This is a genomic window from Pseudomonas sp. NCIMB 10586, assembly GCF_023127895.1.
Lineage (GTDB): Bacteria > Pseudomonadota > Gammaproteobacteria > Pseudomonadales > Pseudomonadaceae > Aquipseudomonas > Aquipseudomonas synxantha_A.
The window spans coordinates 97,546-112,829 of sequence record NZ_SPKQ01000015.1 but is presented as its reverse complement, the minus strand read 5'-3'; the positions used below and the strand labels follow the sequence as shown (position 1 = coordinate 112,829).

Sequence of the window (15,284 nt, the reverse complement as noted above, 5' to 3'; positions counted from 1 at the left end):
ATCAACCCCTGTTAAAATTGCCGGCAAGCGTAACCACGCCGTCGGCCTGTTCATGCGCCAGCCAGGTGGTCCAGCCCAGGCGGCAAAGCGTGTTTTCGCCGATGTGCAACGGCCTGACCTCGCCCGGCGCCAACGTCAGGCGCAGGTCGTATTCCAGAGGGTCGCGCAGGGTCAGTCGCACCAGCGCGCACAGCCGCTGGTACGCCTCAGCGATAGGCAGAAAATCATGGAAACGCTGCCAACCCAGCGCCAGAAGATGCACCCTGAACTTGCCGCCGCGGTCAGCGATGCGATGCCCCAGGACAAGGTCCTGGCCAAGGGCACTGTTGGCCTGCCCCAGATGATTGCATTGCAACTGGCTGACCTCGACCGTGCGCTCCACCCATTGCTCGATAAACAACGCGTCGTGCTTGAAGTAGTAACGCAGGACAGCCTCGATCAGCGCAGCCGAGTGCACTCGCAAACTCAGCAGGCCCAGATAAGGCAGCAGGCGCTTGCAATCAAGCTGCGAAGCACTGCGAATTGCGCTGTCGCCCAGCCCCATCAAGGCAAACATCTGCTCGGAAAACCTGTCGTTAGCACCTGCCCGGAAACACGCTCGATAACGGTATTTGCGCCAGATCGGCAACATCAAGCGCTGCAGGCGATGATGGAACAGATCAAGGAAATCTCGAGTCGGGTTGCCGCCCGAGCGCTCGGCAAACGCTTGCTCGGCGTAAAACGCAGGTAGCGGCGAGCCAGCACCGAATAACCCCAATACGTTGAGACGCAAGCGAGCGCGCAAGGCCCCGTGCTCGCTGAAAAACTCCACACGGTCGATATCGTGCGCGGCAAACCCAAAACCGGGGTTGGCCTGGAACTCCAATTGGTCATACAGCGCCTCGTCATCCAGCAGCGGATGGGCCTCGCGCAGTCGTTCGATGACCTGCACAATCGCCTGAAATAGCGTGTACTCACGAATCACACGGCAAAGTTGAGTCAAAACAGCGGTTGCTGCCCCATCCGGGATGGCCATAGGTACACGTCTCCTTGTGTGCTGATGACCCGCAACTCGTGATACGAATTGAGGCTTGCATAGAGCGCAAAGAACTGATTGAGAACAGAGGCGAATACAAACAGATCGCCCTGACCGACAAAGCCCTGGGAATCAACCGTCAGCTCGACCTGCAAGCCTCGAACAGGCAGACCGCGGTGCAGACGGTCCACTGCCTCATGGCGAATGGAGCGCAAAGCGCTCAACCTTTTCTGACTTACCTTCAGCGCCTGTCGATCGTGATAGCGCGGCAAGTCGTAGGTTTGGAGTATCACTTTCAAGGCATTGATATCGGTCAACGACAGATAGTTGACCGACATATTGCTGATGATCTTCCACAAAAAATCCTGGTCCAGTGGCGGCGCAAAGCTCGCTGTGGGCGTGGTGATGTTGCAAAACCCCAATGACTCCGGGGTCTGTTCCCCGGGCAGGGTGATTTCGCCTGCACGAAGTTGGCGCGGCAGGTTGCAATTGGTACAGGTCAGTTCGACCGACAGGGTTTCCTGGCCCTGTTCGCGGCGGCTGGGGAATCCCATCCAGGTATCAAGCCCGCCATGCTGTACCGACGAACGCTGGCGAATGCTGTAACTGGAGGGGGCCGCCGTAGCCTCGTGATCGCAGTCATGTTCGAACGACTCGAACGGCACATAGGTCTGGTAGCCCAACCCGCCGGGGCGCCACCCGGTGACCTGGTCCACGGAAAACACACTGGCATTGCCCGGCGTATATTCCCCAGGTACCAACAGGTACTCATCCTGTTTACCGTCCAGGCGAATGGGGATCGCATCCTGTTTGAACAGGTTGACGATGGGCGTGCAATACAGCTTCACGTTGTCCAGGGTTGGACGCAGGGGATCACGGCCCTGGGTGTGAAGTTCGAAGCGCATCACCATGCCATGCGCCTCCCGTAGCAGCTCGTCAGGCAGCGTGTGCACCACGTTCAGCCCTTCGACGTCGACAAACAGGTATTTCTCGGGAAAAGCGAAGTACTCCTGCAGATGCCGATAACCATCGAAGGTGTTCTGCGGATAAGGAATCAGCGCCTGCTCCGGGGAAAACCCCACTGGCTGGACCTGGCCGGCACTGAGGCGCAGCGTTACAGGTTGCCCGTCGCGGGTCCTCACCAGTACACCCTCGTGATCCAGCAGCGACAGGCAGATACTGTCGACATGGCGCAACAGGCTGAGGTACAGGCCCTGACTGATGTAGTGGTCGCCAGCCAAGTGCAGCCTCAGCGAATCAAATGCCAACTCACTGAAGTTACCTTGGGTACTCATGGTCAGTTGCAACTCCAGCCAGGCTCCCTCGCCCTGGCAGCGGTATTCCAGGCCACTGAGTTGCAGGGGCATGATGTCGGTGGCATAGCATGTGCGGAACCGGCAACGCTCACCCTTGATGGGAGCGCTTTCCACGGCGGTGTCCCGGGCCACTCGAACACTGGGGCCGGCACGTTTCAAGGGGTCGAATTGCAGGATGCTGAAGGCCGGTGTTGGCCGCATGTAATGGGGCCATAACAAGTGCATCAACGAATGCGTCAGCTCCGGCAGTTCGTCATCCAGCTTTTGTCGCAGGCGAGCGGTCAGAAATGCAACCCCCTCCAGTAAACGCTCGACATCCGGGTCCTGGCCGGCCTCAGCAAGAAACGGCGCCAGAGCTGGATTGCGCTCGGAAAAACGCCGCCCTTGTTGGCGCAGCGCGCTGAGTTCACTTTGAAAGTAGCGGTTAAACGTCATGGACGAAAACCTCTACCCGCCCGGCTTGCGCAAGACGGGCCTGAAACACGACCGGTTGCAGGACGCCGTCGATAACTCGCTCAGCTTCAATTGCAAATGCCAGGACCAGGGACCCACGCACATCGGGCAACAGCCTGACATGCACATTCGCCAGTCGCGGTTCGTAGGCCTGGATAAAACGCTCGATATGCAGCCGCGACTGAGTCAATGATTCATGCAGGCTCAGTCGCATGTCGTTGAGATCAGGCAAACCATAATCAGCCAGTGTCTGGACACTGCCCGCACGTGTGCTGAGCATTTTCCCCAGATGTGCGGCGATGGACGCCACAGGACACCCTCGAGTCGATGCACCGTATTCAAGACGCTCGAAAAGGCTGTTGTGCTGAATCATGCCCTGGCCTCTGCTCATTCTTTATCGAGCTTGCCAACCAGGGACAAGGTGAAGTCTGCCCCCATGTACTTGAAATGCGGGCGCACTGTCACGTTGACGCGGTACCAGCCGGGCTCGCCCTCGACATCACTGACGACGATGCGCGCGGCACGCAGTGGGCGCCGTCCACGCACTTCGGCGCTGGGGTTTTCCTGGTCCGCCACATATTGGCGAACCCACTTGTTGAGTTCCTGCTCAAGGTCCGTGCGCTCTTTCCAAGCGCCCAACTGTTCGCGTTGCAGAACCTTGAGGTAATGGGCCAGGCGGTTGACCACCATCATGTAGGGCAATTGGGTGCCCAAGCGGTAATTCAGTTCTGCCGCCCTGCCTTCTTCACTGATGCCAAAGAATTTGGGCTTTTGCACGGAGCTGGCGGAAAAGAACGCTGCATTGTCGCTGCCCTTGCGCATGGTCAAGGCGATGAACCCTTCTTGCGCCAGCTCGTATTCGCGCCGATCCGATACCAGCACTTCGGTAGGGATCTTGGTTTCAATCTCGCCCATGCTCTGGAAGTGATGCAGTGGGAGGTCCTCGACGGCCCCGCCGCTTTGCGGCCCGATGATATTCGGGCACCAGCGAAAGCGAGCGAAACTGTCTGTCAGGCGTGTGGCAAAGGCATAGGCGGTATTGCCCCACAGGTAATGCTCGTGGCTGTTAACCACGTTTTCCTGATACGCAAAGGTCTTGACTGGGCACTCAAGGGGGTCATACGGGGTGCGCAACAGAAAGCGCGGGACAGTAAGGCCAATGTAACGGGCGTCTTCGCTCTGGCGAAAGCTTTGCCATTTGGCAAACTGCGGCCCTTCGAAATGATCCCGCAGGTCTTTCAGGTCGGGCAGCCCGGTGAAGCTTTCCAAGCCAAAGAAACTCGGCCCCGCCGCAGCAATAAAGGGGGCGTGAGCCATGCTGGCGACGCTGGAGGCGTATTGCATCAGCTTTACATCGGGCGCACTGGGCGAGAGAAAATAATTGGCAATGATCGCACCCACCGGCTGCCCACCGAACTGACCGTATTCAGCGCTGTAAACATGCTTGTAAAGCCCGGACTGAGTGATTTCCGAGGAATCCTCGAAATCATCCAGCAGGTCTTCGCGTGAGACATTCAACAGCTCGATCTTGATGTTCTCGCGAAAATTGGTGCGGTCGACCAGCAACTGCAACCCCCGCCAGGAAGCTTCCAGCGCCTGGAAGTCGGGATGGTGCAGGATCTCATCCATTTGCTGGCTGAGCTTGGTATCGATTTCGGCGATCATCCGGTCGACCAGGCGTTTCTTTACCGGTTCGTCACGGTTGTGTGGCTTGAGCAGCTCCGCGATAAACGCCGATACGCCGCGCTTGGCGATGCCGTAAGCCTCGTCGTCGGCGCTCAGCAATGTCTGGGCGGTGATGTTGTCGAGGATGCTGCAGGTGTGGATAGTCTGTACCGATTGCAGCTCGTGTTGAATCGTGGTCATGGTATCAGTGTCCTTTTACTGAAAATGTCAGGCGTCTGGGCTGGGCAGCCCAAGCTCGGCCAGAACTCGTGCGCGGGAATCACCATGGGTCAATGCCTGCTCGATCGCCTTGCGAAAGCTTGGGGTGTTGCCCAATGGTCCCTTGAGCGCCACCAGTGCTTCACGCAGTGCCATCAGCTTTTGCAACTCCGGGATCTGCTCGACAAGATTCGCGGGATTGAAGTCTTTCATCGCGTTGATGCGAACCTGGATCGCCAGTTCTTCCACGTCGGCTTGATCCTGGAGGCGATTGGGTACGTTCAGCGTCAGGCTCACTGCTTGCTTGGCCAACACCTCGTCGAGGGTGTGCTTGTCGATACCGATGGGCTTGCGATCTTCCAGCTTGCGCAGGTCCGCACGTTGGGAAAAATCCCCCAGCACCAGCAGCTTCAACGGTAGCTCGACCTCTTCCTGGGCACCGCCGAGGGCGGGTTTGAAGGTAATATTGATACGTTCCTTGGGGGCTACCGAACCGTCTTTGGCCATGGTGCTTTTCCTTTTATTTAATGAGGCGCTATTGAAGTACTGCTTCCAGGTCGAAATGACACAACCGGCGATGCAGGGCATCCTTGCCGTCGCGTATGGCTTGGCTTTGAGGTAGCAGGTCGTAGCAGCGGTACAGGAGCTGAGCGACTTGCAGGGCCAACGCCGGCTCCCAACTTTCCAGGCCCGTGCGCTGTAATTGAAGATCGAGTTGCTCCAGCTGGATCCTGGCCAGCTCGTGTTTGCCGGCCGCCATGCACAGCCTGGCCAGCGCCAGGCGCCAATGAAAACGGCAGCGATCACTGACCGCGCCCTGCAAGCCTTGCTTGATCACACCCACCGCGGCTTTGAGCCCGTCCTTGCGCAGACAAGGCATTACCGCGTCCAACGCCGCGTCCCAGGGTTGGGTCGTCAGGTCGCTCACGACTTCACTGGGCGCAGGCTTGCGCACATGGCGCATCACGTGCAGCGCAATCCACTCGGCTGTCGCAGTGTCGGCAAAGGGGGTGCCGTCGTCGAAGCGGTACTCCGTCAGGTTTGGCAGGCGCTGCAGCAGCAGCGCGAAATGTATCTCCAGTTCGGCCATGGCCAGGTCCGCGTGCAAGCCGTCCAGACACTCCCAGGCCATGCGCAAACCATCGAACCAGAACAACGCACCGGCCAGACTGACTTCCAGTTCGAACAGCACATCGGCGTAATGGCCTTGGCTCAAGCGCTCCTGATAACGCTTGAGCTTGTCGGCGGCCAATGGGCGCAGCGCGGTTATGCGTTCACTGTTGGCGTCGGGGTAGTTGACGAGCATCAGCCACGCCAAGGTTCGGCCCAGGCGCAAAGCCCGCAGGTCGGTGGCGTTCTGGCGCAACCACCAGGCGCATAAAGGCCGGGCCTGTTCCTGTAATGAGCGCAGTAATTTGTGCGCCTCTTTTTCGCTGTTGACCGATTGCTCGGGGGTGGGCAACTGGACCGCCGCTTGCCTCACGCCGGGAATAGCACCCGCGCCCCCATCAGCTTCTGGCGCCCCTTGCGCGGCATCGGCCAGGCGCTCCGCCAATTGCCGTCGAATCGGCAGCAGCACGGGAGCATCACTCCCCAGATGTTGGGCCCATAGTTGGTCCAGATGTTCGAGGTGTTCCAGCAACGCTTGAAATAAAGGCTGTTGATCATTGAGCAAGGTTTTTTTTGCAAACGCTTGCTCAAGGCGCGACACCAACCAGCCAAACGCTGCAACGCGGGTACGCAGTTTGCCTGGGTAGACGTGCACCCAATGGTGCTCGCAGAGCTCACGCAGCACACCGAGGCCGGCCAGCAATCCAGCCAATGAATCACGCTGATACAAGGCCCAGGTCAACCAGCAGGCGACACGCAGATCCTTGGAGTGCTCACGCAGCAGGCATTCGCTGATTTCGCTGACCCGCTGCCAATCCGGCAGCCCATTGCCATGAACCGACTGCGCTTTGCCAAGTTCGCCTTCCAGCGCTTCGAACTCGTTGGAAAAGCGCATATCAATGCCCACGAAACTACCTGGCGAACAGGCTGCTCGTGCAAGTAGCAAATAATAGGCATACAGTTCTTTTGAATGACTCATTTTCGGCCGCACACAACCATCCAAGGCAAAATAGGCAAACTTAACGCCATTAAAGTACGTATCAGAGAGCCCTTAAGTTCCGTTCAAACATATCGAGACACAAGAACCTTAGCCATGCATAAAGCAATGAGCAAGCGACGGACCAAAACTTAAGAAACATCCTACGCACCGCTATAATCTTGGCCTGCGCAGCTATTTGCGCACACATTCGAGTAACAACAACTCTGTTAGCTCGGCCGGCCGTGTACTTCACCCTAAAAACACGTGAGCAACTAAGTGCGCATCGATGCGCAACTTTTATAACTAAAAACAGCCCATAGCCCGGAATAAAAACCCAATACGCAGCGCACCAAACAGTGCTCGCCCTTATTTCATTGAACTTCACACTTTCAGGCACGCTTCTTGTTATAGGTTATAGGCACCTACCCGTTCAGCCATTTCGCTGTTCGGCAAAACCTACTCAACCCGGCAAGGAAACCAATCATGCCAACACCCGCGTACCTCTCCATCACCGGAGTCAAACAAGGTTTGATCACGGCAGGCACATTTACTCAGGACTCGGTAGGCAACATTTATCAGGAAGGTCATGAGGATCAGATACTGGTCCAGGCATTTGCCCATCAGGTGATCATTCCTCGCGATCCGCAATCGGGCCAGCCGACAGGTCAGCGCGTGCACAAGCCGCTGATGATCAGCAAGGTTTTCGATAAATCGTCACCGTTGCTGTTCAGCGCCCTGACCAGCGGTGAAGAAGTCTCCTGCCGCCTCGAATGGCTGCGCACCTCGTCCGCCGGAACCCAGGAGCACTACTTCACCATTGAACTGGAGGGTGCGACTATCGTGGACATCCAGTCACGCATGCCCAACTGCCAGGACCCCGACAACGCCCACTTCACTCATCTGGAGGATGTGCACTTCACCTATCGCAAGATCATCTGGACTCACGAAGTGGCCGGAACTTCCGGCTCGGACGACTGGCGCAGCCCAGTGGCCGGCTAACCACGGCTAGAGCGGGAACAGCTGCCAGGGAAGGCGCCGTTCCTGCTGGCCGGTTACACCATCGCCAATGGGTGCTTACGCTTGGGCGCTGCGAACACACGATCGATAGCGTCCAGGTCATGTTCATCCAACACCAGCTTCGCAGCTGCGGCGTTGAGTCGGATGTGTTCAGGTGTGACCGCCTTGGGGATTGCGATGACACCCTCCTGGCGCAGGACCCACGCCAGCGATACCTGGGCCGGTGTGACCTCATGGCGACGTGCGATCTGCTTGAGGGTCGGGCTCGACAGCAGCTCACCACCCTGGGCGATGGGACAATAAGCCATCAGTGGTAAATGATGCTGTTGCCACCATGGCAACAGGTCGAACTCGATCCCGCGCTCTTCAATGTTGTAGAGCACTTGATTGGTCGCACATGCAGGGGATGCGAGCTCCTGCAGGTCTGCCACATCGAAGTTGGAAACACCCCAGCGGCCGATTTTGCCGGCCTCGCGCAAACGCTCGAACGCTTCGACAGTTTCTTCAAGTGGGTACTGGCCGCGCCAGTGCAACAGATACAAATCAATGTAATCGGTGCCAAGGCGCTGAAGGCTGGCTTCGCAGGCGCGAGGCACCCCCTTTTGGCTGGCGTTATGCGGATAGACCTTGCTGACCAGAAATACCTGGTCGCGCTTGCCACGAATCGCCTCTGCGACCACCTCTTCGGCACCGCCGTCGCCATACATCTCGGCGGTATCGATGAGCGTCAGGCCCTCATCGATACCCAGTTGCAGCGCAGCAACTTCGGCGCGGCGCCGGCTTGGGTCTTCGCCCATGCGCCAGGTCCCCTGGCCGATGACAGGGACGGGAACACCGGCCAGATCAATGGTACGCATGACAACCTCCTGGTGAGTGTGCTGATTAACAATGTGGCATTGAGCGGACAAAAGGGTTCAATCGCAGTATGGTTGCCCTTTCGCCAGTCGCCAGGAATCACCGGTAATGCTGTTTGTCGTCATGCTCGGGGGCAAGCATCCACGGGCAAAAATCGAAGTACACGATGTAGTGTTCGCCGTGGCGGATACGTTGCAGGCCAGCTACCCGCAATTGCGCGACGCCTGGTTTGGCAGCCCCAAGGGTGTGCACATCGACTCATGGATGGCGGTCGACGGCGTCGACGGCTGGAAAGTTGAACTGAGCAATCTGGCGCCTCATGGCGACGCGCCCCGCCTGTACTTCATCAACCTCGGTGGCTATGAAGCCCATAGCTTCGGCGAGGCCCATCACTACCTGCTGGTAGTCGCTCGTAACAAAAAGCAGGCCATGAGCCAGGGCAAGCAGCAGATGCTGCGCCACTGGTCCCAGGCCCACACCGACGGCGTGCTGGATATTGACGACTGCCTGCCGATCGACTTGGTGGACGGCCGTTATATCCACCTGGTGCAGGGGCCGCACCAACCGATCGTGCAGCGCAACGACTACATCGTGTTGCCTTGAACCGCCACGCTGAAAAAGGCAGGACTGAACAACAGCGGAACTTTGCCAGGAAATAACCGCCTGAATCCGGTACGCTCACCGTTTTTTTACTCTAGGAGTTATTCCCCATGGCCAAAGCCACCGCCCGTCACATCCTCGTTTCCACTGAAGACAAGTGCAACGAACTCAAGGCCCAAATCGAAGGCGGCGCTGATTTCGCAGAAATCGCCAAAGCCAATTCGTCCTGCCCATCCAGCCGCCAGGGCGGTGACCTGGGTTCGTTCGGCCCAGGCCAAATGGTCAAGGAATTCGACACTGTCGTATTCAGCGCCCCGGTCAATACCGTGCAGGGCCCGGTGAAAACCCAGTTCGGTTATCACCTGCTGGAAGTCACCAGCCGCCAGGATTGATTCAATCGGCGCAGATGCGATAAACAACGGCCCGCCCTTTGGCGGGCCGTTGTGCATGTGATGACTGGCGATGCCCAGGCCGTTAGCGTACAAATCTCTATTCTTCTTAACCCGGCGTTCAAGGCTGATAATGCGATTGGCTTTTTCATCTCTGCTCTGCTCCACCTTGGCCCTGCTGATGGCCAGCACTGCGGCGATCGCAGCCCCGCAAACCTACCTGACGGTTTACGGCGAGCCCGCCAAGTACCCCGCCGGTTTCAGCCACTTCGACTATGCCAACCCCAACGCGCCCAAGGGCGGCAGCCTGCGGCGCTCGGCGCTGGAGGTCGGGCGGTTTGATCATGTGCTGCCGTATATCGACAAAGGTATTGGCGTGTCTCAGGTCGACGGCTGGGTGTATGCGCCCCTGGCGCTGCGCTCGCTGGATGAGCCCTACACCGTTTATGGCCTGGTGGCAGAAAAAATGGAGCGCGCCGACGACGGCCTGTCGCTACGTTTCTACCTCAATCCCAAGGCGCGTTTCGCCGACGGTACCCCGATTACAGCCGAAGACGTGCGCTACAGCTTCGATCTGCTGATGACCCAAGGCAGCCTGCGCTTTCGCACGTTGTTTGCCGACGTCAAGCACGTCGAAGTCGAAGGCGAGCGTCAGGTACGCTTCGACTTCTCCAGCAACGACAACCGCACCCTGCCCCTGGATATCGCCACCTTGCCGGTGTTCCCGGAGCATTGGTGGAAGACCCGCGACTTTGCCAATGGCGGCGGCTACGAAGCCCCGCTGGGCAGCGGCCCGTACAAGGTCAGCAAGATCGACTCCGGCAGCACCATCACCTTTACCCGCGATCCGGATTGGTGGGGCAAGGATTTGCCGGTCAGCCGTGGCCTGTACAACTTCGATCACCTGAGCTTGGAATACTTCGGCGACACCGAAGTGGCGCGCCAGGTGCTGCGCGGCGGCGCCTACGACTTCAACCGTGAATTCTCCGCCACCGGCTATTCCATCGGCTACAACGGCCCGGCGCTGGACGATGGTCGCCTGCAGCGCGCACACCTGGCCAAAGAGATGCCGCAACCGGCCCAAGGCTATGTGTTCAACGTGCAGAAGCCGATTTTCAAAGATCGCCGCGTGCGCCAGGCCTTGGCGATGCTGTGGGATTTCGAATGGGCCAACCGGCAAATGATGCGCAACCTGTACATCCGCCAGCAAAGCTACTTTTCCAACAGCCCGCTGGCGGCCAGCCAATTGCCGACCCAGGAAGAACTGGCGATCCTGGAACCGTTGCGCGGACAAATCCCGGATGAAGTGTTTACCCAGGTATTCAAGGCCCCGGTCACCGACGGCAGCGGCATGATCCGCGATAAACAACTGCAAGCCCTGGCACTGCTTGAGGACGCTGGCTGGAAACCGGTGGGTGACAAACTCGTCAACGCCCAGGGCGAGCCGCTGGAGTTCACCTTCCTCAACGTCCAGAACGGGCTTGAGCGCCTGTTGCTGCCCTACAAGCGCAACCTGGCGCAGATCGGCATCACCCTCAATATCCGCCGCATCGACTCGTCGCAGTACGTGAACCGCCTGATGGCCCGTGACTACGACATGATCGTCACCGGTTTTCCGGTCACCACCTCGCCCGGCATGGAGCTGTACAACTACTTCGGCTCCGCCGCTGCGTTCGATCCGGGCGCCAACAACTACATCGCACTCAAGGATCCGGCCGTCGATACGCTGATCAACGGTTTGGTGAAGGCCGACACCCAGGCGCAGATGCTCACCTACGCCCACGCCCTGGACCGTGTGCTGCAATGGAATTACCTGTGGATCCCCAACTATTACCCCCCGGGCACCTCCGCCGCGTGGTGGAACCGTTTCGGCCGCCCGGCGATCGAGGCGAAGAATGACGAAGCCCTGGAAACCTGGTGGGAAGTCAGCCCCACGCCACTGACTAACGAGCAAATGCAGGCCGAGCTGAAAAAACGCGGAGGAGCCCGTTGATGTTTGCCTATATCGTACGGCGCCTGCTGCTGATCATCCCGACGCTGGTGATCATCCTGCTGGTGAACTTCGTGATCGTGCAGGCCGCGCCCGGCGGGCCGGTGGAACAGGCCATTGCCCATCTGCAAGGCATTGGCGGCGGCGGTGTAGCGGGCGCATCCGGCGAAGGTATCAGCGGCTCCCGGGCCAGTCGTGGCCTGGACCCGAAGCTGATCAAGGACATCGAAAAACAATACGGCTTCGATAAGTCCGCACCGGAACGCCTGTGGCTGATGCTCAAGAACTACGCCCAGCTGGACTTCGGCAACAGTTTCTTTCGCGGCGCGACGGTGACCGACCTGATCCTGGAAAAGATGCCAGTTACCATTTCCCTAGGCCTGTGGGCGACGCTGATCACCTACCTGGTGTCGATACCCTTGGGGATACGCAAGGCCGTGCGCCATGGCAGCAGCTTTGACATGTGGAGCAGCACGGCCATCGTGATCGGTTACGCGATGCCGGCGTTCCTGTTTGCGATGTTTCTGATTGTGGTATTCGCCGGCGGTACGTCGCTGAACTGGTTCCCGGTGCGCGGGCTGGTGTCGGAAAACTTTGCCGAACTGAGCACCGTGGGCAAGGTTGCCGACTATTTCTGGCACCTGGTTTTGCCGGTGACGGCGCTGGTGATCGGCGGGTTTGCCACCTTGACCATCCTCACCAAGAACTCGTTCCTCAATGAGATTACCCGCCAGTACGTGGTGACCGCCCGTGCCAAGGGCCTGAGCGAACGCCGGGTGCTGTACGGCCATGTGTTTCGCAATGCCATGCTGCTGGTGATCTCGGGGATTCCCCAAGCGTTTATCAGCGTATTTTTTGCCGGCTCACTGCTGATCGAAGTGATCTTCTCCCTCGACGGCCTGGGCCGCATGAGCTACGAGGCGGCAGTGTCCCGTGACTACCCGGTGGTATTCGGCTCGCTGTTTATCTTCACCCTGTTCGGCCTTTTGATAAAACTCATCGGTGACCTCTGCTACACCCTGGTGGACCCGCGTATCGACTTTGCTGCGAGGAACGCCTGATGCTTGACCTGTCTCCCGTTGCGCGTCGGCGTTTCGAACGCTTCAAGAAAAACCGGCGTGGCTGGTGGTCGCTGTGGTTGTTTATCGGCCTGTTTATCCTGACTCTGGGCGGCGAGTTGATCGCCAATGACAAACCCTTGGTGCTCAGCTTCAAGAACGAACTGTATTTTCCGGTGTTCAAGCGCTACACCGAACAGCAGTTCGGCGGGCAGCTGCCGTTCCAGGCGGATTACCGCAGTGACTATGTGCAAAAGCTGATCAAGCAGGACGGCGGCTGGATGCTGTTCCCGCCGATTCCCTTTAGCGACGACACCCCCAATTATGAGCTGACCCGCCCTGCCCCGAGCCCACCGTCGGCGGTGAACTGGCTGGGCACCGATGACCAGTCCCGCGATGTGCTGGCGCGGGTGATCTTCGGCGCAAGGGTGTCGATCCTGTTTGCCCTGGCCCTGACCGCCATCAGCGCCGCCATCGGCATTGCCGCCGGGGCGTTGCAGGGTTACTACGGCGGCTGGGTGGATTTGCTCGGGCAGCGCATTCTGGAGGTGTGGTCCGGCCTGCCGGTGCTGTACTTGCTGATTATCCTGTCGGGGTTCGTCGAGCCGAATTTCTGGTGGTTGCTGGGGATCATGGCGCTGTTTTCCTGGCTGGCGCTGGTGGATGTGGTGCGCGCCGAGTTCCTGCGCGGGCGCAACCTGGAGTACGTCAAGGCCGCGCGCGCCCTGGGCCTGGGCGACGCCAAGATCATTCGCCGGCATATCCTGCCCAATACCATGACCGCGACGCTGAGCTATCTGCCGTTTATCTTGACCGGGGCGATATCCACCTTGAGCGCCCTGGATTTCCTCGGCTTCGGTATGCCGGCTGGCAGCGCGTCCCTGGGTGAGCTGATCGCCCAGGGCAAGCAGAACCTGCAAGCCCCCTGGCTGGGCCTGACCGCGTTTTTCACCTTGGCGCTGATCCTGTCGTTGCTGGTGTTTATCGGCGAGGCGTTGCGTGACGCCTTCGACCCTCGCTCATGAGTAATTGCCTATGAACCTGATCGAAATCCGCGACCTGTGCGTCGCGTTCAGCGGCCAGACCGTGGTACGCAATCTGAGCCTGGATGTGCGCCCCGGCGAGTGCCTGGCGCTGGTGGGTGAGTCGGGCTCGGGCAAGTCAGTGACCGCCCATTCAATCCTGCAACTGCTGCCGCAAGCCGGTACCGAAACCACGGGCTCGATCAAGTATCGTGGCCAGGAGTTGATCGGTGCAGCGTCGTCTACCCTGCAAAAACTGCGCGGTAACCGAATTGCGATGATCTTCCAGGAGCCGATGACGTCCCTGAACCCGTTGCACAGCATCGAAAAGCAAATCGGCGAAACCCTGCTGCTGCACAAGGGCCTGGGCGGCAAGCAGGCGCGGGCGCGGATTCTCGAACTGCTGGAGCTGGTGGGTATCCAGAAACCCCAGGAACGGCTCAAGGCCTACCCGCATCAGTTGTCCGGCGGCCAGCGCCAGCGGGTGATGATCGCCATGGCCCTGGCCTGCGAGCCGGAGTTGCTGATTGCCGACGAGCCCACCACCGCGCTGGACGTGACCGTGCAGCGCAAGATCCTGCTGCTGCTCAAGTCTTTGCAGCAACGCCTGGGCATGTCGCTGCTGCTGATCAGCCATGACCTTAACCTGGTGCGCAGTATCGCCCAGCGGGTCTGCGTGATGCGCGCCGGGGAAATTGTCGAGCAGGCTGACTGCCAGACCTTGTTCACGGCCCCACAGCACCCTTACAGCCGCCTGCTGCTGGACGCCGAGCCCACGGGCGATGCGCTGTGCAGCGATGCGCGCGAGACGGTGTTGCAAGTAGACAACCTCAACGTCGATTTCCCCTTGGGCGGCGGGTTGTTTCGGCGCAAGACCTGGCTGCGTGCGGTCGACGGCATCAGCCTCAGCGTGCAGCGCGGCAAGACCCTGGGGATTGTCGGTGAGTCCGGCTCAGGCAAATCGACGTTGGGCCAGGCGATCTTGCGTTTACTTGACTCCACCGGCAGCATCCGCTTCCAGGGTGAGGCCCTCGACCCGCTCAACCATCAGCAGATGCGCCCGTGGCGCAAGCAGATGCAGGTGGTGTTCCAGGACCCCTATGGCAGCCTCAGCCCGCGCATGTCGGTCGAGCAGATCATCAGCGAAGGCCTGGAAGTGCATGCGCCATGCAGCCTGGCCGAGCGCGATGCCCAGGTGATCCAGGTGCTCAAGGACGTGGGCCTCGACCCCGCCAGCCGGCATCGCTACCCCCATGAGTTTTCCGGTGGCCAGCGCCAACGCATCGCCATCGCCCGCGCCCTGGTGCTCAAACCGGCGCTGATGCTGCTCGACGAACCCACTTCGGCCTTGGACCGTACGGTGCAGAAACAAGTGGTGGCGTTGCTGCGTGAACTGCAGGACAAATATGGCCTGACTTATCTGTTTATCAGCCATGACCTGGCCGTGGTGCGCGCCATGGCCCATGACATGATCGTGGTCAAGGATGGCAAGGTAGTGGAGCGCGGTGCCAGTCATGATGTGTTTGATTCGCCCCAGCACCCCTATACCAAAGAACTGCTGGCTGCAGCGCACATCCCTTTGTGATGATCAACAGG

Annotated in this window: 14 protein-coding genes; 7 read left to right on the top strand and 7 right to left on the bottom strand. The window is 59.3% G+C overall.

Translation table 11 applies throughout. From position 1 onward, the window contains the following. Position 1: 1 nt before the first annotated feature. The 6 genes from tssG to tssA are packed head-to-tail and all read right to left on the bottom strand — an operon-like array spanning position 2 to position 6,757. Positions 2–1,015, bottom strand: coding sequence for a type VI secretion system baseplate subunit TssG (gene tssG, locus E4P01_RS07625; protein WP_216091556.1), 1,014 nt, complete (start codon positions 1,013–1,015; stop codon positions 2–4). Further along, positions 979–2,766, bottom strand: a complete 1,788-nt coding sequence (tssF, locus tag E4P01_RS07620) for a type VI secretion system baseplate subunit TssF (RefSeq protein ID WP_216091557.1) — start codon at positions 2,764–2,766, stop codon at positions 979–981. The genes tssG and tssF overlap by 37 nt, the downstream gene beginning before the upstream one ends. Further along, positions 2,756–3,157 carry a type VI secretion system baseplate subunit TssE gene (gene tssE / locus E4P01_RS07615; RefSeq protein WP_078821536.1) on the bottom strand — a complete coding sequence of 134 codons (402 nt, stop codon included), beginning with the start codon at positions 3,155–3,157 and terminating at the stop codon, positions 2,756–2,758. Before tssE ends, tssF begins: the two co-directional genes overlap by 11 nt. Before the next feature lie 14 nt (positions 3,158–3,171). After that, positions 3,172–4,650, bottom strand: coding sequence for a type VI secretion system contractile sheath large subunit (gene tssC, locus E4P01_RS07610; RefSeq protein WP_216091558.1), 1,479 nt, complete (start codon positions 4,648–4,650; stop codon positions 3,172–3,174). A 27-nt stretch (positions 4,651–4,677) separates the two neighbouring features. Then, positions 4,678–5,175: a type VI secretion system contractile sheath small subunit gene (gene tssB, locus E4P01_RS07605; protein WP_078821537.1), complete on the bottom strand. Its 498-nt coding sequence runs from the start codon at positions 5,173–5,175 to the stop codon at positions 4,678–4,680. Between the two features lie 28 nt (positions 5,176–5,203). Beyond that, positions 5,204–6,757 carry a type VI secretion system protein TssA gene (gene tssA, locus E4P01_RS07600; RefSeq protein WP_216091559.1) on the bottom strand — a complete coding sequence of 518 codons (1,554 nt, stop codon included), beginning with the start codon at positions 6,755–6,757 and terminating at the stop codon, positions 5,204–5,206. A gap of 483 nt (positions 6,758–7,240) precedes the next feature. On the opposite strand from tssA, the gene E4P01_RS07595 reads away from it, so the two are divergent. After that, a complete protein-coding gene (locus E4P01_RS07595) occupies positions 7,241–7,756 on the top strand; it encodes an Hcp family type VI secretion system effector (protein ID WP_005788794.1) in 516 nt (171 codons plus the stop codon). Positions 7,757–7,809: 53 nt separating this feature from the next. On the opposite strand, the gene E4P01_RS07590 is transcribed toward E4P01_RS07595, so the two are convergent. Next, complete coding sequence (locus E4P01_RS07590) at positions 7,810–8,631, bottom strand: aldo/keto reductase (RefSeq protein WP_032876043.1); 822 nt, start codon at positions 8,629–8,631, stop codon at positions 7,810–7,812. A gap of 106 nt (positions 8,632–8,737) precedes the next feature. Here E4P01_RS07590 and E4P01_RS07585 point away from each other — a divergent pair, with 106 nt between their 5' ends. From E4P01_RS07585 to E4P01_RS07560, 6 genes are all read left to right on the top strand, one after another. Beyond that, positions 8,738–9,232, top strand: a complete 495-nt coding sequence (locus E4P01_RS07585) for a DUF1543 domain-containing protein (protein WP_216091560.1) — start codon at positions 8,738–8,740, stop codon at positions 9,230–9,232. A 107-nt stretch (positions 9,233–9,339) separates the two neighbouring features. Further along, positions 9,340–9,621, top strand: coding sequence for a peptidylprolyl isomerase (locus tag E4P01_RS07580; protein WP_005788801.1), 282 nt, complete (start codon positions 9,340–9,342; stop codon positions 9,619–9,621). A gap of 130 nt (positions 9,622–9,751) precedes the next feature. Further along, positions 9,752–11,611: an extracellular solute-binding protein gene (locus E4P01_RS07575; protein WP_032876050.1), complete on the top strand. Its 1,860-nt coding sequence runs from the start codon at positions 9,752–9,754 to the stop codon at positions 11,609–11,611. Beyond that, positions 11,611–12,669: a microcin C ABC transporter permease YejB gene (gene yejB, locus E4P01_RS07570; RefSeq protein ID WP_032876053.1), complete on the top strand. Its 1,059-nt coding sequence runs from the start codon at positions 11,611–11,613 to the stop codon at positions 12,667–12,669. The genes E4P01_RS07575 and yejB overlap by 1 nt, the downstream gene beginning before the upstream one ends. Further along, on the top strand, positions 12,669–13,691 hold the full coding sequence (locus tag E4P01_RS07565) for an ABC transporter permease (protein WP_216091561.1): 1,023 nt from the start codon (positions 12,669–12,671) through the stop codon (positions 13,689–13,691). The genes yejB and E4P01_RS07565 overlap by 1 nt, the downstream gene beginning before the upstream one ends. Positions 13,692–13,701: 10 nt before the next feature. Beyond that, positions 13,702–15,273, top strand: a complete 1,572-nt coding sequence (locus E4P01_RS07560; protein ID WP_216091562.1) for an ABC transporter ATP-binding protein — start codon at positions 13,702–13,704, stop codon at positions 15,271–15,273. The last annotated feature ends 11 nt before the right edge of the window (positions 15,274–15,284 follow it).